Below are 24226 nucleotides of genomic sequence, written 5' to 3' on the forward strand. Positions count from 1 at the left end.
TCCTTTTCCGCCGCTTGGGGGGGGCCCCCCCCGCGCCCCCACCCCTCAGGAAAGCGCGATCAGGCCTTCAGCCAGCTCATCATCGGCCGCAGCTGAGCGCCCGTCTTCTCGATCGGGTGCTCGGCCAGCTCCTCGCGGTGGCGGGTGAACTCCTTCTGGCCGCTCTCGAACTCCTCGACCAGCTGCCGCGCGAAGGTGCCGTTCTGGACCTCTTCGAGGATGCGCTTCATCTCCTTCTTGGTCTCCTCGGTCACCACGCGCGAGCCGCGGGTGTAGCCGCCGTACTCGGCGGTGTCGGAGACCGACCAGTACATCTTGGAGATGCCGCCCTCGTACATGAGGTCGACGATCAGCTTCATCTCGTGCAGGCACTCGAAGTAGGCGACCTCGGGCTGGTAGCCGGCCTCGATGAGCGTCTCGAAGCCCGCCTTGATCAGCTCGGAGACGCCGCCGCACAGCACGGCCTGCTCGCCGAACAGGTCGGTCTCGGTCTCCTCGGTGAAGGTGGTCTTCAGGGCGCCCGCGCGCGTGCCGCCGATGCCCTTGGCGTACGACAGGGCGAGGTCGAAGGCCTTGCCCGAGGCGTCCTTCTCGACCGCGACGAGACACGGCACACCGCGGCCGGCCTGGTACTGGCGGCGCACGAGGTGGCCGGGGCCCTTCGGGGCGACCATGGCGACGTCGACGCCCTCGGGCGCCTCGATGAGGCCGTAGCGGATGTTGAGGCCGTGGCCGAAGAAGAGCGCGTCGCCCTCCTGCAGGTTCGGCTGGATGTCGTTCTCGTAGATGCCGCGCTGCAGGTGGTCCGGCGCGAGGATCATGATGAGGTCGGCCTCGGCAGCGGCCTCGGCCGGGGTGACGACGCGCAGGCCCTCGGCCTGGGCCAGCTCACGGCTCTTGGAGGTCTCGGGCAGCCCGACGCGGACGTCCACGCCGGAGTCGCGCAGGGACAGGGCGTGCGCGTGGCCCTGGGAGCCGTACCCGATGACGGCCACGACCCTGCCCTGGATGATGGACAGATCGGCGTGGTCGTCGTAGAAGATCTCGGTCACTTGCTGAAAACCTTTCAGGCGGTACGGTCCAGTGCCCTGAGGGACCGGTCGGTGATGGAACGGGCGCCGCGGCCGATGGCCACCATGCCCGACTGAACGAGCTCTTTGATGCCGAACGGCTCAAGCACCTTCACGAAGGCCTCGAGCTTGTCCGGCGTGCCGGTGACCTCGATGGTCACCGCGTCGGCCGCCACGTCGACGCAGCGGGCGCGGAAGAGCTGGACGAGTTCGAGCACGTGCGAGCGGCTGTCGGCGTCGGCCTTGACCTTGATGAGCATGAGCTCGCGCTGCACGGACAGCGAGGTGTCCAGCTCGACGATCTTCAGGACGTTCACCAGCTTGTTGAGCTGCTTGGTGACCTGCTCCAGCGGGAGTTCTTCCACGCTGACCACGATGGTCATCCGGGAGATGTCGTCGTGCTCGGTGGGCCCGACGGCAAGTGAGTCGATGTTGAAGCCTCGCCTGCTGAACAGCGAGGAGACGCGTGCCAGCACGCCGGGCTTGTTCTCCACCAGCACGGAGAGCGTGTGTCTGCTCATCAGTCCTCGCTGTCCCAGACCGGGGCCATGTCCCGGGCGATCTTGATGTCGTCGTTGCTGGTGCCCGCGGCCACCATCGGCCAGACCATCGCGTCCTGGTGGACCACGAAGTCGACCACGACGGGCACGTCGTTGATCTCCATGGCCTTCTTGATGGTCGCGTCCACGTCCTCGGGCCGCTCGCACCGCAGGCCGACACAACCATAGGCCTCGGCGAGCTTCACGAAGTCGGGGATCCGGCGGGTGGTCTGCAGGTCGGTGTTGGAGTAACGCTTGTCATAGAACAGGGTCTGCCACTGGCGGACCATGCCGAGGTTACCGTTGTTGATGACCGCGATCTTGATCGGCACACCCTCGATGGCGCAGGTGGCCAGCTCCTGGTTGGTCATCTGGAAGCAGCCGTCGCCGTCGATCGCCCACACGGTCGCCTCGGGCCGGCCCATCTTGGCGCCCATCGCGGCCGGGACGGCGAAGCCCATCGTGCCGAGCCCGCCGGAGTTGATGAACGTGCCCGGGTTCTCGTAGTCGATGAACTGCGACGCCCACATCTGGTGCTGCCCGACCCCGGCCACGTAGTACGTCTCCGGCCCGGCGATGGCGCTGAGCCGCTTCATCACGTACTGCGGGGCCAGCGAGCCGTCCTCGAACTCGTCGTAGCCCAGCGGGTAGGTCTCCTTGTAGCCGTTGAGCAGCGTCCACCATTCGGCGTAGTCGCCCTTGCCCGCGGTCCCGACGGCGCCGATGAGGTCGGTGATGACCTCCTTGCAGTCGCCCACGATCGGGACGTCCGCGTGGCGGTTCTTGGAGATCTCGGCCGGGTCGATGTCCGCGTGCACGATCTTGGCGTACGGCGCGAACGTGGACAGCTGGCCGGTCACCCGGTCGTCGAAGCGGACGCCGAGGCCGACGATCAGGTCGGCCTTCTGCAGCGCGCCGACCGCAGAGACGCTGCCGTGCATGCCGGGCATGCCCATGTGCTGGGGATGGCCGTCGGGGAAGGTGCCGCGCGCCATCAGCGTGGTGATGACCGGGATCTCGGTCAGCTCGGCCAGTTGCAGCAGCTCGGCGGAGGCGCCCGCCTTGTGCACGCCGCCGCCCACGTAGAGGACGGGGCGCCGCGACTCGGCGATGAGCTTGGCCGCCTCGCGGATCTGCTTGGAGTGCGGCCGCGTCACCGGGCGGTAGCCCGGCAGCTGCATCGTCGGCGGCCAGTGGAACTCGGTCTGGGCCTGCAGCGCGTCCTTGGAGATGTCCACCAGGACCGGACCGGGACGGCCGGTGGAGGCGATGTGGAAGGCCTCCATGATCGTGCGCGGGATCTCCGCGGGATCGGTCACCAGGAAGTTGTGCTTGGTGATCGGCATGGTGATGCCGGAGATGTCGGCTTCCTGGAAGGCGTCCGTGCCGATGGCCGCGCTCGCCACCTGGCCGGTGATGGCCACGATCGGCACCGAGTCCATGTAGGCGTCGGCGATCGGGGTCACCAGGTTGGTCGCGCCGGGGCCGCTGGTGGCCATGCACACGCCGACCTTGCCGGTCGCCTGCGCGTATCCCTCGGCCGCGTGGCCGGCGCCCTGCTCGTGGCGTACGAGCACGTGCCGGACCTTGACCGAGTCGTAGAGGGGATCGTAGGCGGGGAGGATCGCTCCGCCGGGAATCCCGAACACGGTGTCGACTCCCACGTGCTCCAAGGCCCTGACCAGGGCCTGTGCACCTGTCATCCGTTCGGTCATCGGCTCGTTCCTTAAAGGCCAGACACTTAAGGACATAAAAAAGGCCCCTCCCCACCGGGGGGTGGGACTGGGGCGGCGCGCAGGTCGTAGTGCTTCGCTATCGGCCCGCGCGCCGGCGAAGTACTACGAGAATCTCACTGCGAAGCATGCTGCCACCTTAGCCGCTCAATGGCCCACAGTGTCAACTTGCTGGACAGCTATCTCATTATTTGGGATCAGAGGGCGGACTGGAGGCTGGTACGCATCAGGGTGTCGACCCCGCGCGCCGCCATCGGCCGCGCCACCAGGAAGCCCTGGCCTCGCGTGCAGCCCATCTCCCGCAGCTTCTCCAGCTGCTCGGGACGCTCGATGCCCTCGGCCACCACGATCAGGCCCAGGTCGTGTCCCAGGCGGACGATCGTCCTGGTCAGCAGCGTCAGCGTCTCGTCGCGGCCCAGGCCGGAGACGAAGCTGGGGTCGATCTTGATCATGTCGACCGGGAGCTGCCGCAGGAACGCCAGCGAGGCGTAGCCGGTGCCGAAGTCGTCGATGGCCAGCCGTACCCCCAGAGCGCGCAGCTCCGACAGCCGGGAGATCGTCTCCTCGGCGTCCTCCACCAGCATCTCCTCGATCACCTCAAGGGTCAGCGCGGAGGCCGGCAGGCCGCTCTCCTCCAGGGCCTGTGAGACCGTCTCGACGAAGCGCGGCGCGGTGATCTGCCGGGCCGAGAGGTTGAGCGACAGGCCGATGTCCCAGGAGGACGCCCGCCAGGCGGCCACCTCGCGGCAGGCCTCGCGCAGGATCCACTCGCTCAGCGGCACGATCAGCCCGGTGTCCTCGGCGGGGCCGAGGAACTGCTCGGGCGGCACGAACGTCGAGCCGCGCCACCAGCGCACCAGCGCCTCCACCGCGGTCACCCGCGAGGTCGCCAGGTCCACCACGGGCTGGTACTCGATCGCGAACTGGTTCTCGATCAGTGCCCGCTGCAGGTCGGCGGCGAGTTCGAGGCGGCGCACGGCGTCGGCGTGCATCTGCGCGGCGAACACCTCCACCCGCCGGCCGCCCAGGTCCTTCGCCCTGGCCATGGCCACGTCGGCGTTGCGCAGCAGGTCGCCGGCGGGCATCTCCTCCTCGGCGAAGGCCACGCCCACGGACGCGGTCAGCGCCACGTCGCGGTCGGCCACGCGGAAGGGCTCCTGGGAGACCGCGCGCAGCAGGCGCTCGGCCACGTCCACCGCGAGCTGGGCCTCGCCGCCGGTCTCCACCAGCACCGCGAACTCGTCGCCGCCCCAGCGGGCGAGCGTGTCCTCGGGGCGTACGACGCCGCGCAGCCGCCTGGCCGCCTGGCCGAGCAGGGTGTCGCCGCTGGCGTGGCCCACCGAGTCGTTGACCGAGGTGAAGCCGTCGAGGTCGAGGAAGATCGCGGCCTGCCCGTAGACGCGTCCGGCCACCACCTCGCGGGTGCGCTCCTCGAAGTAGGAGCGGTTGGGCAGCCCGGTGACGCCGTCGTGGAAGGTCAGGTGGACGACCTGGTTGCGCAGGGCCTCCTCGTCGCTGATGTCGCGGGTGGTGATCAGCAGCACGTCCTCGCCGCCCACGTGGCGGGTGGCCACCGACTCGGTGGGCCGCCAGGTGCCGTCGGCGGCGCGCACCCGGCAGGCGATCAGGCAGGCGCCGGGTTCCGCCGAGTCCTCGTCGAGGCCCATGGCGCGCAGCGCGATCTGGATGCCGGGCAGGTCCTCGGGGTGGATGTAGTCGAAGATCGAGCCGCCGACGATCTCCTCGGGGCGGTAGCCGTAGGTGACCTCGACGCCCGCGCCGATCTCGCGCACGGTGCCGTCGTAGTCGCACAGCAGCACCACGTCGCCCGAACTCTCGGCCAGCTCGCGCAGCTGCCGGTCGCCGAGCGCGACCAGCCCGCGCAGGCGGGCGTGCGAGGTGGCCAGCACGAACAGGCGCAGCACGAGGATCAGCACCACCGAGGCGGCGACCACCACGACGCCCGTGACCGGGCGGTCGCGGCTGCCGGCCAGGTGGGCGGCGAGCACGACGACCGAGACGGCCACCAGGGCGAGCGGGACCAGCGCGAGCAGGTCGGCCACGGCGGGACCGCTCGCGGGCCGCTCGTCGCCGCCACGGCGCACGCCCCAGGGCGCCGCCGCCAGCAGCAGGAACGCCACCGGCGCCAGCACGAGGCTCCAGGTGGGCGGGGTGCCCTCGCCGAGCCTGGCCACGGCGGAGGCGGTCTCGGCGATCGTGGTCGTGGCCAGGACGCCGATCCCGGCCAGGCCGAGCGGCAGGCCGGAGAGGGTCCCCTTGACCACGACGGGGATGGTCGCGCAGGTCACCAGCAGGCAGACCATGGCCGGCAGCAGCATGAAGGTGAAGCCGGGCGAGCTTTCCGCGTAGACCTGGCGCAGCGCGACGACCCAGCCGATGAGGAAGAGCGCGGCCGTGCACAGATAGGCGTCGATCAGGTAGCGCAGCGCCGCCTTGGCGGTGGTCCTGCGCCCCGAGGCGATGATCGCGCCGCCCGCCATGAGGACGGCGCCGAGCAGCACGAGCAGGTCGGCGAAGCTGAGGATGAAGCCGGAGGCTATCGGCCGCACGCCGACGCCGGCCGACCACACCACCGCGCCCGCGCCCAGCCAGCGCGCCCCGGCCGCGTGCCGTGGGTCGCCCGACCTGAACGCGCTCACCAGCAGGGATACCGCCGCCAGCAGCGCCGCGGTCACTCCCGCGATCGCACCGGTCGCCGGCGCCGGCCCGCCCACCGCCAGCGCCATGGCGAAACCGGCCGCGCCTATGGCGGCGGCGGCCGTAATCGGCGCCCGTGGGTCACGCCAGCGGATCACAGTCCTTGCCCTCACATCGACAGTGTGTGCGGTGCCGGGTACGCGAGTGGTGACAACGCCGATGTCGTCACCGATCTGATAACCACACAGACCGAATTGCTCCCGAGCCCTCCTTGACTGGGAGTCAAGAGGGCCCAGTAGACGACAACCGTACGCACCGAAGGTCACGGACCAGCCACGTTCCGGATTCCTCTCAATACGTGTCGGAAATGACGTTGTTCAACGGCTCGCCGGCCAGATAGCGCAGCAGTTGGGAGCGCACCAGGCGCAGCATGCGCCGGCCGGAGGCGGGGGTGCTGCCGGCGACGTGCGGGGTGATGAGCAGGCCCGGAGCCGACCAGAGCGGGTGCCCATCGGGCAGCGGCTCGGGTGCGGTGACGTCCACGGCCGCCTTGAGCCGGCCGGACTTCAGCTCGGCCACCAGGGCGTCGGTGTCGACCACGCCGCCCCTGGCCGCGTTGACGAGCAGCGCGCCGTCCTTCATCCGGGCCAGGAACGCCGCGTCGACCATGCCCGCGGTGTCGGCGGTGGCCGGCACGAGCAGCACGACCACGTCGGCGAGCGGCAGCAGCTCGGGCAGTTCGTCCATGCCGTGCACGCCCTCGCGCGCGGTGCGTGCCACGCGGACGACGTCCACCTCGAACCCGTCGAGCCGCCGCTCCAGCGCGCCGCCGATGGACCCGTAGCCGACGATCAGCACCGTGGAGTCGGCGAGCACCCCGGTGTGGTGGTAGGTCCAGGCGCCCCTGCGCTGCGCGTCCACGAACTCGGGGAACTCGCGCAGCACCGCGATCATCGCGCCGACCGCCCACTCGGCGGTGCCCGCGTCGTGGACGCCGCGCGCGTTGCAGAGCACCGCGCCCTCGGGCATGTTCGGCCGGTACGGTTCCACCCCCGCCGTGACCGTCTGCACGAGGCGCAGCGAGGGCATCTTGGCCAGCGTCCCCTTGACGTCGGGCGGCGTGATCAGCGGCGGCACCCAGACCTCGACGTCCTCGATCCCGTCCGGCAATCCCCCCTTCCCGTCATAGACCACGCATTGAACGCGAGGCAGGTCGGAAAGGACGTCAATCATGGCTTCTGACGGCACCCAGATCTTCATGCCGAGAACCTTACGACCCGGGGGTCAGTATGGAAGGCATGAGGAAGCTCTGGTTGATCGTCCTGCTCGCGCTGGCCGGGTGTTCCACCGGCGGCGCGGTGACGCCCGCCGCCAACGTGCCCGCCGCCCCGCCGCCGGACGAGCCACGGGTCGTGGCCTCCGGCCTGAGCGTGCCGTGGGGCATCGCGTTCCTGCCCGGCGGAGACGCCCTGGTCACCGAGCGCGACAGCGCGCGGCTGCTGCGCGTGACGCCGCATGGCAAGGTCACCGAGGTGGCGAAGATCTCCGAGGTCAGTCCCGGCGGCGAGGGCGGGCTCATGGGCGTCGCGGTCAAGGACGACTTCGTCTTCCTGTACTACACCGCGGCCGAGGACAACAGGATCGTCCGCTACCGCCTGAACGGTGACACGATCGCGCAGCCGAAGGTCCTGGTCGACGGCATCCCGAAGGCCGGCATCCACAACGGCGGCCGCCTCGCGTTCGGCCCCGACGGCTTCCTGTACGCCTCGACCGGCGAGGCCGGCGAGCGCCCCCTGGCCCAGGACCCGGACTCGCTGGGCGGCAAGATCCTGCGCATGGGCGTGGACGGCGACGCCCGGATCCACACGCTCGGCCATCGCAACGTCCAGGGCATGGCCTGGGACGAGAAGGGCCGCATGTACGCCTCCGAGTTCGGCGCCAGTTCCTTCGACGAGGTCAACCAGATCGTCGAGGGCCGCAACTACGGCTGGCCGCAGGAGGAGGGCCAGGGCGAGGACTCCGCCTTCGCCGACCCGATCGTCACCTGGGGCACCGGCGAGGCCTCGCCGTCCGGCATGGCCTACGCGGCGGGCTCCCTGTGGGTGGGCGCGCTGCGCGGCGCCCGGCTGTGGCAGGTCCCGCTGGACGCCGAGGGCCGGCCGGGCAAGCCGGTCGCCCACTTCGAGGAGACCTACGGCAGGCTGCGCGCGGTCGCCGTGGCCCCCGACGGCTCGCTGTGGGTGGGCACGAGCAACAAGGACGGCAGAGGCTCACCCGCCCAGGACGACGACAGGATCCTCGCCGTCACTCCACGCCGTTCCTAGCGGCGCAGGTGACCTGCGCCTGCGGGCGGTACTCGGTGGTCACCTTCTTGTCCCGCTTGACTTCCTTGCCGTTGTCGTAGAAGACGCGGGTGACGTCTACGGTGAAACCCTGCTGGCCGGCGGTCGGCAGGCAGCCGGCCTCGCTGCTGCTCTGGCGGCGGAACGGGGTGACCTCGCGGCGGTCGGAGACGACGGCCTCGACCTTGTCGTAGCGCCGGGTGCTCCACAGCGTGACCGTGACCGAGGTGGGTGAGAAGGCGGTCTTGATCAGCACGCCGTACTGGGAGTTGTTGACCCAGGTGAAGTCGCGGCGGGGGTAGAGGACGGCCACGTCGCGGCCCTCGGGGTAGCGGGGGGCGTGGTAGTCCATGGGCGTGTGCTCGCCGTTCTCGAAGCCGCCGAGGAAGACCGCGTTGTAGAGCGTGGTGGCGAACTGCGAGCCGCCGCCGCCGACGACGTTGACCATCCGGCCGCCGACGACCTGCGGAGCTTCGAGGTAACCGGCCTCGGCGGTCGGCTGGCCCATGACCTCGTTGAAGGAGAAGGTCTTGCGCGGCAGCACCATCGTGCCGTCGAGCTGCTGGGCCATCTTCTGGATGTTGGTCGCGCGCGCCTGGCAGCAGTCGAACAGCGTGGTGAAGGTCGCGACGCTCTCCTTGATCCCGAGGCCGCTGACCGCCCCGGTGCTGAGCCGCGGCTTGACCGCGCCGAGCGAGACCGCCAGCGTGCGGCCGCCGCCCTGCGTCAGCACGCGGTTCATGTCCTCGGCCAGCTTGCCGGCGTCCACTCCCCTGCCCTGGCGGGCCGGGACGAGCACGGGCCTGTTGTCGATGATCTGGTACGTGGCGTCCGCCGGCCGCTGGGCCAGGTCGACCAGCTTGCCCTCGATGGGCTCCAGTGCCTTCTCCGCGTCGAACTGCGGCTTCAGCGCGCCCTTGCCGTCGGGGACGAAGGTGAGGTGGGCGGCGATGGCGGCGGGGGTGAGCTCGGCCTGCTTGCCGTCCTTGGTCAGGGTGACCGGGGCGGCGACCGCCCGCTTGGCGCGGGCCGCGGCCTGCCGTACCGCTTCCTCGGTGGTTTCGGGCTTGGCCGGGACCATGTTGAGCGCCACGTCGCCCTGGGAGCGCAGGAACGCGGTGCTGATGGCGCGCACGGCGGCGTCGCGGTCGAGGAGCAGGCCGTCCTGCGGCGGTACGGCGCGCGGACGCAGGCCGGAGAAGACGACGCGGCCCTCCTTGGGCGCCTTGTCCACGGATTCGGCGAGGCCCTCGACGGTCCTGGCGAGCTGGGCGGCGTCGATGGAGATCTTCGGCTGGAGGTCGGTGGTGCCGGTCAGGGCCCGCCAGACCTCGGCGGGGGTGGGGAAGCCGCTGGGGGCCTCGCCGATGGTGGCGACCACGTCGAGTTCGAGCCCGGCCTCGTCGGGCTGGATGCTCTCCTCGCGCCCGCCCATGCTGACGGTGACGGGCCGGTCGAGCCGGGCGGCGAGCTCGGCGCGGAGCTTGTCGGCGGCCTGGGTGACGGTCAGCCCGCCGATGTCGATGCCGGCGACGCGGGTGCCACGCAGCACCGAGCCGGACATGACGACCGCGGGCACGAGGTAGGCCAGCAGGCCCAGGACCACGAGGACGAGCAGGAGCGTGGGAAGGATACGGCGGCGGTGCGGCTCGGGGTCGTAGCCGGGCGGCCGGGGCGGCGGCTCGGCGGGCCGGAAGGAGGCGGACGGCTGGGGTTCCTGCATCGGCCAGGGCGTGGGCGGCGGGGCCACGGGCGGCAGTCCGCCGCCGGCGGCCGGTTCCGGCTTGGGTTCGGGCTGGCCGGTGGCGCCGAAAATATCCCGTGAGACGCCAGGCGGCAGTCCTTCGACCTTCGGTGGCTTCTTGCCGGGCATGGGCAAGGGCACCGAGGCGAACGGGTCGGTCGGTGAATCGATCGGTCCGGCGCGCCGCACGCCTCTATCTCCTCCTGCTCCGCAGCCTCTCCTCAGGCAACAGTAAGGCACGGGTATCCCGGTATGTCACGGGAAATGGGTTATCTCGGGTCAACCAATCCAGCGGTAGCGGTGTTCTGGGCGGCCGGCGGTGCCGTACCTCGGACGGAGTTCCGCTTTGCCCACCGCGCACAGGTGCTCCAGGTACCTGCGGGCGGAGACCCGCGACAGGCCGGCCAGAGCGGCCGCCTCGGCGGCCGACAGGTCGCCGGCCGCGGCGCGCAGCGTGTCGGCGACCAGCTCGCACGTGGCCGACGACAGGCCCTTGGGCAGCGGCGTCTTCAGCGCGCCGAACAGCCGGTCGACCTCGTCCTGGCCGACCTCGGGGCCGAGCGCGGTCAGCCGCTTCCTGCTCGCGGCGTACTGCCGCAGGCGGTCGGCCAGCGCGGCGGCGGTGAACGGCTTGATCAGGTAGTTGACCGCGCCGCTGCGCATCGCCTCCCTGACCGTGGGCAGGTCGCGGGCGGCGCTGATCATGAGCACGTCCACGTCGTTGAGCGCCTTGAGCACGTCGAGGCCGGACAGATCGGGGAGATAGATGTCGAGCAGCACCAGGTCCGGACGGAAGCGGCGGACGGCCTCCAGCGCGTCGTTGCCGGTGTGGGCAGCGGCCACGACCTCGAAGCCCGGCATCCGCGCGACGTAGCCGCTGTGGATCCTGGCCACCATGAAGTCGTCGTCGACGACCAGCACCTTGATCATGGCAGCAGCGCGGTGAAGACCGCTCCCCCCTCGTTGCGTACGTTCACCCAGCCGCCCCTCCGCAAACACGCCTGCCTGGTCAGCGCCAGCCCGAGCCCGCGCTGGCCGGCGCGCGCCGCCTTGGTGGTGAAGCCCTCCCTGAAGACCTCCTCGACCAGGCCGGGGGTGATGCCGGGGCCGGAGTCGCCGACGCGCACGTGCAGGCCGTCGGCGGTGGTCCTGACCGACACCTCGATCGTGCCGGGTGCTCCGTCGAGCGCGTCGATGGCGTTGGCCACCAGGTTGCCGACGACCAGAACGGCGTCCTGCGGGTCGCCGAGCACGCCCTCGGGCACCGCGGAGTCCTCGGCCAGCTCAAGCGTCGCGCCGCGCTCGGCGGCCTCGGCCGACTTGGCCAGCAGCAGGGCGGCCAGCGTGGGGTCCTGGACGCGTTCGCGGATGCCGACGGCGTAGGTGCTGCGGGTGGTTCTGGTGATGAAGGAGACCGCCGCCTCCTGCTCGCCCAGTTCGAGCAGGCCGACCACGGTGTGCATGCGGTTGGCGAACTCGTGGGCCTGCGCCCGGAGGGCCTCGGTGGCGCTGCTGGCGTCGTCGAGGTCGCGGGCCAGCCGTACCAGCTCGGTCCTGTCGCGCAGGGTGACCACCCAGCCGCGGTGCTGGCCGCGCACCGAGACCGGGGTGCGGTTGAGCACCAGCACACGCTCGCCGTGCAGGACGATGCGGTCCTCGCCCGGGTCGGCGCCGCCGAGCACGTCGCGCATGCGGTCGGAGACCGGCATCGCGGTGAGGTCCTCGCCGACCTCGCCGAGCAGTTCGCGGGCGGCGTCGTTGACGAGCGTGACGCGTCCGGTGAGATCGAGGGCGAGCACGCCCTCCTTCACGCCGTGCAGCACACCCTCGCGCTGCTCCAGCAGCGCGGCGATCTCGCGCGGCTCCAGGCCGAAGGTCTGCCTGCGTACGCGCGCGGTGATCAGGGCGGCGGCGGCGGAACCGGCGAACAGGACGGCGAGCGCCGTCCACAACAACGGCGGCAGGGTGTCGAACAACTGCTCGCTGACCGTGGCCTCGAGCACGCCGACCGAGGTCAGGCCGATCACGGTGCCGTACTCGTCGAAGACGGGCGCCTTGCCCCTGACGGTGGTGCCGATGGTGCCGGTCTCGGTGCCGACCCAGGTGCGGCCGGTCTCGATGACGCCGCTGCCGTCGGTGGACAGCTTCCGGCCGATCAGGGTGGCGTTGGGGTGCGCGTAGCGGGTCTGCTCGCGGTTGGCGATCACGACGTAGTCGGCTCCGGTGGCCTGTTGGACGCTGACGGCGAGCGGCTGCAACACCTTTTCCGGATTTTTCGCGTTAAAGGCCTCGCGGACCTGCGGCATGCCCGCCACCGACTGGGCGATGGCCAGGGCGCGCTGCTGGTAGCGCGAGTTCAGCTGGGTACGCGTGTGCCCGGCCCACACGACGGCCGTACCACCGACGGCGAGCAAAACGATCACCATCTGGAGCACGAACAGCTGAGTGCCGAGCGAGGCGTTTGTGACCCTCCTCACGCGCTTCATGGAAACAGGCCCAGGTCACAGGCGGGTAGCGACCAATACGAACAAAAAGACGGCAAGTGCGTAAAGGCTCGACCGGGAGGGGTTCTCGGCTCACGATCGCAGTTCACCGAACGTGAGAACCCCCCTTGGAGTGATCATGCGCTTGCGCATATTCGCCGCGCTCGCGGCCCTTTCCGTGGCCGCCCTGTCGGCCTGCGGCAACAGCGGCGGCACGAGCGCCTCCGGCAGCGGCACGCTGAAGATCATGGCGCCCGCCAACGCCGGCGGCGGCTGGGACCAGACCTCGCGCACCGCCGAGCAGGCGATCAAGCAGGCCGACCCCTCACGCAAGGTCGAGGTCTACAACGTGCCCGGCGCCGGCGGCACCATCGGCCTGGCCCAGCTGGCCGGCGAGAAGGGCAACGGCAACCTGCTCATGACGATGGGCCTGGTCATGGTCGGCGCCATCGAGCAGAACAAGTCCAAGGTCACGCTGGCGGACACCACGCCGATCGCCAAGCTGACCGAGGAGTACGAGATCATCGTCGTACCCGCCGAGTCCAAGCTCAAGACCGTCGCCGACCTGGTCGCGGCGTGGAAGGCCGACCCGAAGACCGTCTCGATCGCGGGCGGCTCGGCCGGCGGCACCGACCACATCCTGGCCGGGCTCATGGCCAAGGCCGCGGGCGTCGACCCCAAGCAGATCAACTACGTCGCCAACTCCGGCGGCGGCGAGGCACTCAACCTCCTGCTGGGCAACAAGGCCACGATCGGCATCTCGGGCGTCGGCGAGTTCGCCGAGCAGGTGAAGGCCGGCAAGCTGCGCGCCCTGGCCGTCAGCTCCCCGCAGCGCCTGCCCGACCTCGACGCGCCCACGATCAAGGAGGGCGGCCTGGACGTCGAGATCGCCAACTGGCGCGGCATGGTCGCCCCCGGCGGCCTGTCCGACGCCGACAAGAAGGCGCTGACCGACCTGGTCACCAAGATGCACGCCTCGCAGGCGTGGAAGGACGCGGTCGCCAAGAACGGCTGGATCGACTCGTTCCAGACCGGTGACCAGTTCGCCTCGTACCTCAACGCCGAGCAGACCCGGGTCAAGGCCATCATCGCCGAGATGGGCCTCGTCTCCTGATGGAGCCCACCCAGAGCAAGAAGCGGGGCTGGTGGCGACCCGAACTCGGGTTGGCGCTGGCCCTGCTGGCCGTCGGCGTCTACGTGATCGTCGGCACCCTGAACGTGGAGGCGGCGACCTCCGTCGTCGGCCTGGGCCCGAGGTTCTTCCCCATGCTGGTCGGCGGCGCCATCACCGTCGTGGGCGTGTTCTACGTGATCGACGTCGTGCGCGGCGGCCGCGGCGACCCCGAGGAGAGCGAGGACATCGACGCCGACGCCCCCGCCGACCTCAAGCAGGTCGGGCTGGTCGGCGGCGTCTTCCTCGCCTTCACCGCGCTGCTCGACACGCTCGGCTGGGTCATCGCGGGCAGCCTGCTGTTCTTCGGCCTGTCGCTGGCCCTCGGCGCCGAGCACCGCGTCCGCGCGGCGATCATCGGCGTGGTCCTGGGCCTCGGCACCTACCTCGCCTTCGTCAAGGGCCTCGGCGTGAACCTGCCCGCCGGCCTCCTGGAAGGGGTGATCTGAGCCATGGACTCCCTCCAGCTCCTGCTCGACGGCTTCGCCTCCGCGCTGACGCCGGTCAACCTGCTCTACGCGCTCGTCGGCGTCACCCTCGGCACACTCGTCGGCGTCCTGCCCGGCATCGGCCCGGCCATGACCGTCGCGCTGCTGCTGCCGGTGACGTTCACCGTGCCGCCGGCCAGCGCGTTCATCATGTTCGCCGGCATCTACTACGGCGGCATGTACGGCGGCTCCACCACCTCCATCCTCCTCAACACCCCCGGCGAGTCCTCCTCCATGATCACCGCGCTGGAGGGCAACAAGATGGCCAAGCGGGGCCGCGCCGCCCAAGCGCTGGCCACGGCGGCCATCGGCTCGTTCGTCGCGGGCACCCTGGCCACCGGCCTGCTCGTGGTGGCCGCCCCGGCCGTGGTCGCGTTCGCGATCGCCTTCGGCCCGGAGGACTACTTCGCCCTGGCCATCCTGGCCTTCACCGCCGTCTCCTCGGTGCTGTCCCGTTCGGTCGTACGCGGCCTGGCCTCGCTCGGCTTCGGCCTGGCGATCGGGCTCGTCGGCATCGACCAGCAGACCGGGCAGGCCAGGCTCACGCTGGGCATCCCGCAGTTGTTCGACGGCATCGACGTGGTGATCGTCGCGGTGGGCCTGTTCGCGCTGGGCGAGGCCCTTTACGTGGCCTCCCGGCTACGGCACGTGCCGCCGGAGGTCATCCCCGTCGGCCGCGCGTACCTGGGCCGGGCCGACTGGGCGCGCTCCTGGAAACCGTGGCTGCGCGGCACCGCGCTGGGCTTCCCGTTCGGCGCGCTGCCGGGCGGCGGCGCCGAGATCCCCACCTTCCTGTCGTACGCGACCGAGAAGAAGCTGGCCCGCGGCGTGGCCCGCGAGGAATACGGCAAGGGCGCCATCGAGGGCGTAGCCGGCCCGGAAGCGGCCAACAACGCCTCGGCGGCCGGCACCCTGGTCCCCCTGCTCAGCCTGGGCCTGCCCACCTCGGCCACCGCCGCGATCCTCCTGGCCGCCTTCCAGCAGTACGGCCTGCAACCCGGGCCCCAGCTCTTCGACCACAACCCGGCCCTGGTCTGGGGCATGATCGCATCCCTGTTCGTGGGCAACGCGATGCTGCTGGTGCTCAACCTGCCGCTGGCGCCGCTCTGGGCGAAGGTGCTGCATGTGCCGCGGCCGTACCTTTACGCGGGGATCGTGATGTTCGCCGCGCTGGGCGTCTACGCCCTGAACGCCTCGGCCGTGGACCTGATCGTGCTCTTCATCCTCGGCCTGCTGGGCTGGGCGATGCGGCGCTTCGGCCTGCCGGTGGCGCCCGCGGTGATCGGCATGATCCTGGGCCCGATGGCCGAGATCCAGCTCCGCCGCGCTTTGGCCATCGGGGCGGGCGAGGTGACCGTACTGGTCAAGAGCCCGATCGCGGTGGTGCTGCTCGTGTTGTCGGCGCTAGCGCTGCTGACCCCGCTCTTCAGAAAGCTGATGGCACGGAGGCGCGACAGAGCGGTCACACCTGAGTCACGCCCCGAGTAGGGGAAGGCGAAACGGGGCATCACCCGAGTGGTTCCTGGGGAAAGACGTTGTGGCCCCGCCGGCCTTGTCCACCGGCGGCGCCACAAACACGGTCTTCCACCCTGGCGCGCTCCGCGTGTGCGGCTTCCAGGCGCTTCTCCAGTCGAGCTGAGGCTCGACCCCTGCCGGACCTCGCTGCGCTCGGGCGTTTCACTTTGTGCGCGCCTTCGGCAGGCGGCTTGCGCGCGTGTGGGGCAGGAAAGACCGGGGTGCCTGGTGCACCACGTTCGGTCCATCCCGAGCACCCTGGCGCAGACGCGCTACACGATCACCCGGCGCGACGACGACATCCTGCACCAGCGGCGCAGCACGCCGGTGCGCTGTCCATCAGAGCGCCAGGGCGCGTGCCAGGCCCTTGCCGACTTCAATCATGGTCGCCAGGCTGAGCGCACCCATGTCGCGCTGGATCTCGTCACGGAACATGGCGCTCAGATCGTCGCAGACGACGAATCCGGCCAGCGGGTCGTTGGGCCCGAGAGGAATCCACGACGGAAGGTCTCTTCGCGTGGTCGTGATCCGGGCGACGAGGACGTCGTCGATCGCCTTGTTGCGGGCGTTGTTGGACACCACCAGCCATGGCTTGCGACCTTGCCCGAGATCGGCTTCATAGACACGCCCACGGAGAGGAATGATCAAGTCGTTCACTGGCCGCGATCCCGCCTGCGGTTGCGCATGGCGGCGCGGTAGTCCAGGTCTTCCTCGCTCATGTCGTCCGCCCAAGCCGTGTAGCCGGTGATGGCGACCTTCTCCTCCACTGCGGCGCGTCCCGCGGCAAGCAGCGCGGAGAGCAGTGCGGCCTCCGAGGCGCCTTCGACGAACTCCCGACCGGACAGCTTGCCCAGCGTCGCGCGGTAGGCGTCGCTGTCGCGCAGGTGGGACAAGAACTTGATGTCTTCTGCATCCAGGGGCACGGTCTGGCGCTTGGTGCTCATCATGCATCAGATTCTACATCACATTCTGATGCAGATAGTATGGCGCTTGCTCGTGCACGCCTTGCGTGGAGCCTCCGGCCGCCCACCGACCCACCGCTCGCGGCGACCGGTCCAACCGGCTCACGGGGCGGCGACCGTACCCCAGACCAACCCAACCCCCGCCCGCACGGGTCGCCCTTCACAGAACGCGAGCCGAAGGCGAGGTGCACGGCACGCGACACCCGCTGCGTGGGTCGGTGCGGTGCCTGGCACACGAATCGCCGCACGGCCCGTGCAGCGCGATGCGGCGCACCAGGCAGGGGCACGCGAGTCGGGGCGCGGTCTATGGAGCGAGGCACGCAGCGCACAGCACGCGGCCTGGGGCGCGACCCGCGCTGCTCGACACCCAGCGCGACACCAGCCGCGCGCTGCGCAGCGTGGGTCACACTGCTCGGCGCACGGCACATGGTGCATAGATCGGGATGGCCGGGGGCGGGTGGGCTGGGGCGGGGGGCGAGCTGGGGCGGGGGCGGGACGTGGAGGAGCCGGGCGCCTGGGTGGGCGTCCGGCTCTGGGCTGGGAGGGGTTATGCGGCGGTGGTCACCGCGGTCTTCTGGTGGCCCGGGGTGGTCACGCCGAAGCGGGGGGCCACCCACACGCCTGCCAGCACCATCACCAGCGTCGCCGCGAACACGGTCCAGTAGCCCGAGGCCGCGGCCGTGAACAGGGCGCTGGTGACCGCGACCGCCACCACCGAGAAGACCGCCTCGCCCACCTGCAGCGACGAGCTGTTGGCCCCCTGCTCTCCAGGCGAGGACAGTTCGAGGGTCAGCACCGAGAGGGTCGGGTACACCAGCCCCATCCCGAAGCCCGCGATGATCCACGACGGGTACGCCAGCCAGATCGGCACCGGCTCGAAGGTGACCGCGCCCATCAGCAGGATGCCCAGGGCGATCAGGGCGGTGCCGCCGCGCAGGTTCGTCATCCGGCTGAAGACCTCGCGGCCCTGCAGCCACGAGGCGAGCGACCAGGTCAGGGCGCCGCCGGTCAGGGCGATGCCGGCGACGAAGGTCGACAGTCCGCGCTGGCTGATCAGCATCAGCGGGATGATCACTTCGGCGGCGAAGAAGGCGCCGGTGGCCAGGCCGCGCAGGGCCACGACCGAGGGCAGGCCCCTGGCCGCGCGCAGCGTGCCGGCGGGCAGCAGCCTCGGCAGTGCCAGCGCCAGGACGACCAGGCCGGCGACGAGGAGGAGTACCTGGCCCTGGCTGCCGTACTGCATGAGGCCGGCGCCGACGGCGGTCACCGCGGCCCAGCCGAGCTTGCCGACCATGCCGGGCGCGGTGTCGGCCTGCCCGCCGGAGACCGGCTGGCCCACCAGACCACGGAACAGGACCAGTGCCGCGATCGCGGTCAGGATCGGCACGCCCAGGAAGACCCAGCGCCATCCGGCCGTCTCCACGACGACTCCGACGATCGCCGGCCCCACCATGGACGGCACCACCCATGCCGTCGCGAACAACGAGAAGATCTTCGGGTGCATCGCCTCGGGGTAGGTCCTGGCGACCACGACGTACAGGGCGACCTGGACCAGCGCCCCGCCGAAACCCTGCACGAGGCGTCCGGCGATCAGCATCTCCATGTTCTGCGCGAACCCGGCCAGCCCCAGACCGCCGGCGAACGTCACCGCTCCCACCCAAAGCGGCGCCAGCGGCCCGCGGAGGTCGGCCCATCGGCCGCCCAGGACCGTCCCGATCACACCGGCGGCCATGGCACCGCTGAAGGCCAGGCCGTACAGCTCAAGTCCGCCCAGTTCGCGGGCGACGACGGGCATGGCGACCGCGACCGCCATGTACTCGAAGGCGACGAGCGACACCATCGCCACCAGGCCAATTGTCAATGCTCTGCGCTTCATGCCCATGAAAGTACGGCGACGCCCGGGATCGCACATCGTGCCGTGGTCCTAGGTCCACATGGGCCCATAGTCCTAGAGCTTCTATATCCAGAATGACTGGAATTACTCTCGGAGCAAGGGCCCCGCCGCGACGGCAGGGCCCTTGGGAACTACTCGGAGACGCCCAGCTTCTCCAGGATCAGCTGCCGGGCGCGGCCGGCGTCGGCCTTGCCTCGGCTGGCCTTCATGACGCCGCCGACCAGCGCGCCCACCGCGGCGATCTTGCCGGAGCGGACCTTGTCGGCCACGTCGGCGTTGCCGGCCAGGACCTCGTCGATGATGGCCGACAGCTCGCCCTCGTCGTTGACGACCTCCAGGCCGCGCGCGGCCACGACCGCGTCGGGCGTGCCCTCGCCGGCCAGGACGCCCTCAAGCACCTGGCGGGCCAGCTTGTCGTTGAGCGAGCCCGAGGCGACCAGCACTGTCACGCGGGCGATGTCGGCCGGGGTGATGGGCAGGTCGGCCAGGGTGGTGCCGCTCTCGTTGGCGCGGCGGGCCAGTTCGCCCATCCACCACTTGCGCGCGTCGGCCGCCGGGGCGCCCGCCGCGACCGTCGCCTCGACCAGGTCGATGGCGTCGGCGTTGTGCATGGCCTGCATGTCGAGGTCGGACACGCCCCACTCGGCCTGCAGCCGCCTGCGCTTGACCAGCGGCAGCTCGGGCAGCTCCGCCTTCAGCCTGGCCACCCACGCCGCGTCGGGCGCGATGGGGACCAGGTCGGGCTCGGGGAAGTAGCGGTAGTCCTGCGCCTCTTCCTTGGAACGGCCGGGCGTGGTGGTGCCGGTGTCCTCGTGGAAGTGCCTGGTCTCCTGGATGATCTTGCCACCCTCGGCCAGGATGTGGGCCTGCCGTTCGATCTCGGAACGGACCGCCCGCTCGACGCTGCGCAGCGAGTTGACGTTCTTGGTCTCGGTGCGGGTGCCCCACTCGGAGGAGCCGCGCGGCATCAGCGAGACGTTCACGTCGCAGCGCATGGAGCCTTCCTCCATGCGTACGTCGGAGACGCCCAGCGACCGCATGATCTCGCGCAGCTCGGTGGCGTAGGCCTTGGCCACCTCGGGCGCCATCCGGTCGGTGCCCGGGATCGGCTTGGTGACGATCTCGACCAGCGGAATGCCGGCGCGGTTGTAGTCGACGATCGAGTAGTCGGCGCCCTGGATGCGGCCGGTGGCGCCGCCCACGTGGGTGGACTTGCCGGTGTCCTCCTCCAGGTGCACACGCTCGATCTCGACGCGCACGGTCGCGCCGTCGACCTCGACGTCGAGGTAGCCGTCGAAGCAGAGCGGCTCGTCGTACTGCGAGATCTGGTAGTTCTTCGGCATGTCCGGATAGAAGTAGTTCTTCCGGGCGAAGCGGCACCACTCGGCGATGGAGCAGTTGAGCGCCAGGCCGATGCGGATCGTGGACTCGATCGCCGCCTCGTTGGCCACCGGCAGCGCGCCGGGGAAGGCCAGGCAGGTCGGGCAGGTCTGCGTGTTGGGCGCGGCGCCGAACGTGGTCTTGCAGCCGCAGAACATCTTGGAGGCGGTACCGAGCTCGACATGGGTCTCCAGGCCGAGAACGGGCTCGAACCGGCCCAGCGCCTCGTCGAAAGCCATCACGGTCATAGCGCGGGCGCCTCCTTCAGCAGCGGGCCGCCCCAGCGGCTCTCCAGGGCCTTCTCGACCGCGGCGGCGACCCGGTAGCAGCGGTCGTCGCCCAGCACCGGAGCCATGATCTGCAGGCCGACCGGCAGGTCGTCCTCGTCGGCCAGGCCGCAGGGCACCGAGATGGCCGCGTTGCCCGTCAGGTTCGACGGGATCGTGCACAGGTCGGCGAGGTACATCGCCATCGGGTCGCCGGTGCGCTCGCCGAGCTTGAACGCCGTGGTCGGCGTGGTCGGCGAGATCAGCACGTCCACCTGCTGGTAGGCGGCCTCGAAGTCGCGCGCGATGAGCGTGCGGACCTTCTGGGCCTGGCCGTAGTAGGCGTCGTAGTAGCCGCTCGACAGGGCGTAGGTGCCGAGCATGATGCGCCGCTTGACCTCGGGGCCGAAGCCGGCGGCCCTGGTCAGCGCCATGACCTCCTCGGCGCTTCTGGTGCCGTCGTCGCCGACGCGCAGGCCGTACCGCATGGCGTCGAAGCGCGCCAGGTTGGACGAGCACTCCGACGGCGCGATGAGGTAGTAGGCGGGCAGCGCGGTGGTGAAGGTCGGGCAGGAGACCTCGACGACCTTGGCGCCGAGCGACTCCAGCAGCTCGACGGCGTCGTGGAAGCGGTTGAGCACGCCCTGCTGGTAGCCCTCGCCGCCGAACTCCTTGACGACGCCGATGCGCATGCCCTGGACGTCGCCGTGGCGGGCGGCCTCGACGACGGCGGGCACCGGGGCGTCGATGGAGGTGGAGTCCATCGGGTCGTGCCCGGAGAAGACCTCGTGCAGCAGCGCCGTGTCGAGCACGTTGCGGGCGAACGGGCCCGGCGTGTCGAGCGAGCTGGCGAAGGCGATGACGCCGTAGCGGGAGGAGCCGCCGTAGGTGGGCTTCATGCCGACGATGCCGGTGACCGAGGCGGGCTGGCGGATGGAGCCGCCGGTGTCGGTGCCGGTGGACAGCGGCGCCTCGTAGGCCGCGACCGCCGCCGACGAGCCGCCGGAGGAGCCGCCAGGGGTGCGGGTGAGGTCCCACGGGTTGTGCGAGTCGCCGTAGGCGGAGTTCTCCGTGGAGGAGCCCATCGCGAACTCGTCGAGGTTGGTCTTGCCGAGGATGACCAGACCGGCCGCGCGCAGCCGCGCGGTCACGGTCGCGTCGTACGGCGGCCGCCACCCCTCCAGGATCTTGGACGCGGCGGTCGTCGGCATGTCATGCGTGGAGAAGATGTCCTTGTGCGCGATCGGCACACCGGCCAGCGGCCCGAGCTTCTCCCCCGCGGCCAGCCGGGCGTCGACCGCCCGCGCCTGGGCCAGCGTGACCTCGCGGTCGACGTGGAGGAAGGCCTTGACCTTGGGCTCGACCTCGGCCATCCGGTCGAGGTGCGCCTCTGCCACCTCGGCGGAGGAGGTCTCGCCGGCGGCGATGAGCGCGCCCAGCTCGGCAGCCGTCTTATGGATGAGACTCATGCTTCCTCCCCCAGGATGCGCGGAACCCGGAAGCGGTCGTCCTCGACAGCCGGCGCCCCGGCCAGGGCTTGCTCAGGCGTCAGGGACTGTCGCACCTCGTCGGCGCGGAACACGTTGGTCAGCGGAAGCGCGTGCGACGAAGGCGGCACGTCCTCGGCGGCGACCTCGGCGACCTTCGCGACAGCTTCGATGATCGCATCGAGCTGCGTGGCGTAGTGGTCGAGCTCGTCGTCGGACAGCGCCATCCTGGACAGCCGGGCCAGGTGGGCGACCTCGTCGCGGGTTATGGCGGACATGAGTCGTTGAACCCGTTTCTGGATGGAGTTTGGACACTGTCATCCTAGGGGGCCCGGGCAAGCGAGGCCGAACGGATAACGGGGCCGGCCACGCACGCGCCGGTTCTGAAGGCCCCGGGGGGCTCAGGCGGTTCTGGTGACCTCGGCGGGGCGGTAGCCGTAACCGAGCGCGGGTTCGGCGTCGAGGTGGTCGCGCAGCCAGAGGGTGGCGTCGGCGGCGACCATCGGCTCGCGGAACAGCCAGCCCTGGCCCACGTCGCACCCCATCTCGGCCAGCCGATGCGCGGCCTCGTCGGACTCGACGCCCTCGGCCACCGAGCGCAGCCCGAGCGAGCGGACGAGGTCGACGATGGAGCGGACGATCCGCTCGTCGTCCTCGGACTCGGTGATGCGCCGCACGAACGACGAGTCGATCTTGACCTCGGCGACCGCGAGGCGCTGGAGGCGGATGAGCGAGGAGTAGCCGGTGCCGAAGTCGTCCAGGGAAAGGGGCACGCCGAGCGTGGCCAACGCCTTGATCGTGTCGTGCGTGTACGCCTGGTCGCCCATGAGGATGCGCTCGGTGACCTCGAGCTGGATGGCGTCCGGCGGCAGGCTGTAGCGGGCCAGCCCGACCTCCAGTTGCTCGGGCAGCGCCGAGTCGAGCAGGTCACGGGCCGAGACGTTGACCGAGATCTGCACCTTGAGCCCCATGTGCCACCACCGGGCGGCCTGTTCCAGCGCCTCCTCGATGACGTACTCGGTGAGCTGCCGCATCAGGTACGACTGCTCGGCCAGCGGGATGAACTCGGCCGGAGGGATCGTCCCGTGCACCGGGTGCCGCCAGCGCACCAGCGCCTCCACCCCATGGACGGCGCCGGTGGTGAGGCCGACCTTGGGCTGGTAGTGCAGGCGCAGCTCACGGTTGTCGACCGCGCGGCGCAGGTCGCCGAGCAGGTGGAGGCGCTCGGGCGAGTTGCGGTCCTTGTCCGGCTGGTAGAGCTCGACGCCGGTACGCGCCTCCTTGGCCATGTACATGGCGACGTCGGCGCGCTGCATGAGGAGCTCGAAGTCGGGCGCGTGGTCGGGGAAGAGCGCGATGCCGACCGATCCGTCGAGGTCGAAGGTCATGCCTTCGAGGCGCACCGGCTCGGTGAGGGCGGCGCGCAGCCTGGCCGCCACCTCGCGGGCGGCGTGGGCGTCGCGGATGGACGGCAGCAGCACGGCGAACTCGTCGCCGCCGAGCCTGGCCACGACGTCGCCGGGCCGTACCGAATGGAGGAGGCGGTGGGCCACCATCTGCAGCAGGCGGTCGCCCACCGGGTGGCCCATGGTGTCGTTGACCTCCTTGAACCGGTCGAGGTCGAGGAGGAACAGGCCCACGCGCTCGCCTTCGCGCGCCTCGGCCAGCGCCTCCTCGGTGCTGACGATGAGCATCTTGCGGTTGGGCAGGCCGGTGAGCTCGTCGTGCAGCGCCTGGTGGTCGCGGCGCATCGAGAGCGTGGCGGTGAAGTACACGGCCGCCAGCGGGGCGACGAAGAGCGGCACGAGGCCCGGCGAGTGGCTCATGACGACCACGACCAGGGGGGCCAGGCCCAGCAGCGCGGTGTAGACGAGGGCCTGCGGTCCGGCGGTGCCGCGCAGGACGCGGATCACCGAGCGGCGCTCGTGCAGGGCGACGGCGCCGCAGACGAGCATGGCGCGGGTGATGAAGTAGGCGACGCCGGACAGTGCGATCGGCACGAGGTCGGCCCCGCTCGGCACCCAGGGCACCGCGGGGGTGGGCACGATCGCGAAGACGCCGAGCACGACGGCGGCGGCGGTGAGCGCGAGCGTGGACTGGCCCACGTTGAACAACACCCGATGCCAGGCCTTGCGGGTGACGACCCCGTTCATGACGACGCCGACGACCTGCATGAGCACGGCCGTGGGCAGCCCGAAGTGCAGCAGCACCGCGAAGGTGAACATCGTCGAGGGGTAGGTGCCGCCCACGGAGGCCGCGGACGAGACCATGACGGGCCTGAGCTCGCCCAGCACGACCAGCACCGCGAGCACCCAGAACAGCGGGGTCCTGGCGAGCTCCGCCAGGCCGACGGGGTCGAGCCTGAGGATGGCCGCGACCAGCGCGGTGCCGCCGATCGCGGAGATGGCCGCGAGGAAGGCCCACAGCGGAGTGCCCATGCGCGGGCCGGTGTCGCGGGTGTCGGTTGGGTCAGTCATGAGTAACAGAACCCCCA

19 protein-coding genes are annotated in these 24226 nt (G+C 70.7%); 4 read left to right on the forward strand and 15 right to left on the reverse strand.

The annotated features are described in order from the left end of the window. Window positions 1-59 precede the first annotated feature (59 nt). The 5 genes from ilvC to ACFWYW_RS18555 form a co-directional block, all read right to left on the reverse strand. A complete protein-coding gene (gene ilvC, locus ACFWYW_RS18535) occupies window positions 60-1043 on the reverse strand; it encodes a ketol-acid reductoisomerase (protein WP_379612253.1) in 984 nt (327 codons plus the stop codon). A gap of 23 nt (window positions 1044-1066) precedes the next feature. Continuing rightward, window positions 1067-1591 carry an acetolactate synthase small subunit gene (ilvN, locus tag ACFWYW_RS18540; RefSeq protein ID WP_184960445.1) on the reverse strand — a complete coding sequence of 175 codons (525 nt, stop codon included), beginning with the start codon at window positions 1589-1591 and terminating at the stop codon, window positions 1067-1069. After that, window positions 1591-3324 carry an acetolactate synthase large subunit gene (locus ACFWYW_RS18545; RefSeq protein WP_379612017.1) on the reverse strand — a complete coding sequence of 578 codons (1734 nt, stop codon included), beginning with the start codon at window positions 3322-3324 and terminating at the stop codon, window positions 1591-1593. The genes ilvN and ACFWYW_RS18545 overlap by 1 nt, the downstream gene beginning before the upstream one ends. Window positions 3325-3539: 215 nt before the next feature. Next, window positions 3540-6173: a putative bifunctional diguanylate cyclase/phosphodiesterase gene (locus ACFWYW_RS18550; RefSeq protein WP_379612018.1), complete on the reverse strand. Its 2634-nt coding sequence runs from the start codon at window positions 6171-6173 to the stop codon at window positions 3540-3542. A gap of 178 nt (window positions 6174-6351) precedes the next feature. Beyond that, on the reverse strand, window positions 6352-7260 hold the full coding sequence (locus tag ACFWYW_RS18555; RefSeq protein WP_379612019.1) for a 2-hydroxyacid dehydrogenase: 909 nt from the start codon (window positions 7258-7260) through the stop codon (window positions 6352-6354). Between the two features lie 38 nt (window positions 7261-7298). Between ACFWYW_RS18555 and ACFWYW_RS18560 the strand changes: the two genes are divergently transcribed. Then, window positions 7299-8324 (forward strand): PQQ-dependent sugar dehydrogenase, encoded by a 1026-nt coding sequence (locus ACFWYW_RS18560; protein ID WP_379612020.1) that lies wholly within the window; start codon window positions 7299-7301, stop codon window positions 8322-8324. Here ACFWYW_RS18560 and ACFWYW_RS18565 read toward each other — a convergent pair. The 3 genes from ACFWYW_RS18565 to ACFWYW_RS18575 all read right to left on the reverse strand — a co-directional run bounded on the left by ACFWYW_RS18565 (window position 8305) and on the right by ACFWYW_RS18575 (window position 12572). Continuing rightward, on the reverse strand, window positions 8305-10275 hold the full coding sequence (locus tag ACFWYW_RS18565) for a VanW family protein (protein WP_379612021.1): 1971 nt from the start codon (window positions 10273-10275) through the stop codon (window positions 8305-8307). The two genes, ACFWYW_RS18560 and ACFWYW_RS18565, sit on opposite strands and share 20 nt — an antisense overlap. Window positions 10276-10365: 90 nt before the next feature. Next, a complete protein-coding gene (locus ACFWYW_RS18570; protein WP_379612022.1) occupies window positions 10366-11016 on the reverse strand; it encodes a response regulator in 651 nt (216 codons plus the stop codon). Further along, complete coding sequence (locus ACFWYW_RS18575) at window positions 11013-12572, reverse strand: ATP-binding protein (protein ID WP_379612024.1); 1560 nt, start codon at window positions 12570-12572, stop codon at window positions 11013-11015. Before ACFWYW_RS18575 ends, ACFWYW_RS18570 begins: the two co-directional genes overlap by 4 nt. A gap of 136 nt (window positions 12573-12708) precedes the next feature. On the opposite strand from ACFWYW_RS18575, the gene ACFWYW_RS18580 reads away from it, so the two are divergent. The 3 genes from ACFWYW_RS18580 to ACFWYW_RS18590 are packed head-to-tail and all read left to right on the forward strand — an operon-like array spanning window position 12709 to window position 15716. After that, complete coding sequence (locus tag ACFWYW_RS18580) at window positions 12709-13683, forward strand: Bug family tripartite tricarboxylate transporter substrate binding protein (protein WP_379612025.1); 975 nt, start codon at window positions 12709-12711, stop codon at window positions 13681-13683. After that, the gene (locus tag ACFWYW_RS18585) at window positions 13683-14189 is read left to right on the forward strand and encodes a tripartite tricarboxylate transporter TctB family protein (protein ID WP_379612026.1); all 507 of its coding nucleotides are present in this window, start codon (window positions 13683-13685) and stop codon (window positions 14187-14189) included. Before ACFWYW_RS18580 ends, ACFWYW_RS18585 begins: the two co-directional genes overlap by 1 nt. 3 nt (window positions 14190-14192) lie before the next feature. Further along, on the forward strand, window positions 14193-15716 hold the full coding sequence (locus ACFWYW_RS18590; RefSeq protein ID WP_379612027.1) for a tripartite tricarboxylate transporter permease: 1524 nt from the start codon (window positions 14193-14195) through the stop codon (window positions 15714-15716). A 366-nt stretch (window positions 15717-16082) separates the two neighbouring features. Here the strand turns inward: ACFWYW_RS18590 and ACFWYW_RS18595 are convergent, their stop codons facing one another. From ACFWYW_RS18595 to ACFWYW_RS18625, 7 genes are all read right to left on the reverse strand, one after another. Beyond that, complete coding sequence (locus ACFWYW_RS18595) at window positions 16083-16400, reverse strand: type II toxin-antitoxin system PemK/MazF family toxin (RefSeq protein WP_379612028.1); 318 nt, start codon at window positions 16398-16400, stop codon at window positions 16083-16085. Beyond that, window positions 16397-16690, reverse strand: coding sequence for a hypothetical protein (locus ACFWYW_RS18600; protein WP_379612029.1), 294 nt, complete (start codon window positions 16688-16690; stop codon window positions 16397-16399). Before ACFWYW_RS18600 ends, ACFWYW_RS18595 begins: the two co-directional genes overlap by 4 nt. Window positions 16691-17252: 562 nt before the next feature. Then, entirely contained in the window at window positions 17253-18581 is a 1329-nt protein-coding gene (locus ACFWYW_RS18605; protein ID WP_379612030.1) for an MFS transporter, read from the reverse strand. 149 nt (window positions 18582-18730) lie between these two features. Beyond that, window positions 18731-20218, reverse strand: coding sequence for an Asp-tRNA(Asn)/Glu-tRNA(Gln) amidotransferase subunit GatB (gatB, locus tag ACFWYW_RS18610; RefSeq protein ID WP_379641022.1), 1488 nt, complete (start codon window positions 20216-20218; stop codon window positions 18731-18733). A gap of 5 nt (window positions 20219-20223) precedes the next feature. Further along, window positions 20224-21714 carry an Asp-tRNA(Asn)/Glu-tRNA(Gln) amidotransferase subunit GatA gene (gene gatA / locus ACFWYW_RS18615; protein ID WP_379612031.1) on the reverse strand — a complete coding sequence of 497 codons (1491 nt, stop codon included), beginning with the start codon at window positions 21712-21714 and terminating at the stop codon, window positions 20224-20226. Next, window positions 21711-22010, reverse strand: coding sequence for an Asp-tRNA(Asn)/Glu-tRNA(Gln) amidotransferase subunit GatC (gene gatC / locus ACFWYW_RS18620; protein ID WP_184960458.1), 300 nt, complete (start codon window positions 22008-22010; stop codon window positions 21711-21713). Before gatC ends, gatA begins: the two co-directional genes overlap by 4 nt. Before the next feature lie 123 nt (window positions 22011-22133). Next, window positions 22134-24209: a putative bifunctional diguanylate cyclase/phosphodiesterase gene (locus ACFWYW_RS18625; RefSeq protein ID WP_379612032.1), complete on the reverse strand. Its 2076-nt coding sequence runs from the start codon at window positions 24207-24209 to the stop codon at window positions 22134-22136. Window positions 24210-24226 lie beyond the last annotated feature (17 nt).

The organism is Nonomuraea sp. NPDC059023 (assembly GCF_042740095.1).
Taxonomy (GTDB): Bacteria; Actinomycetota; Actinomycetes; order Streptosporangiales; family Streptosporangiaceae; genus Nonomuraea.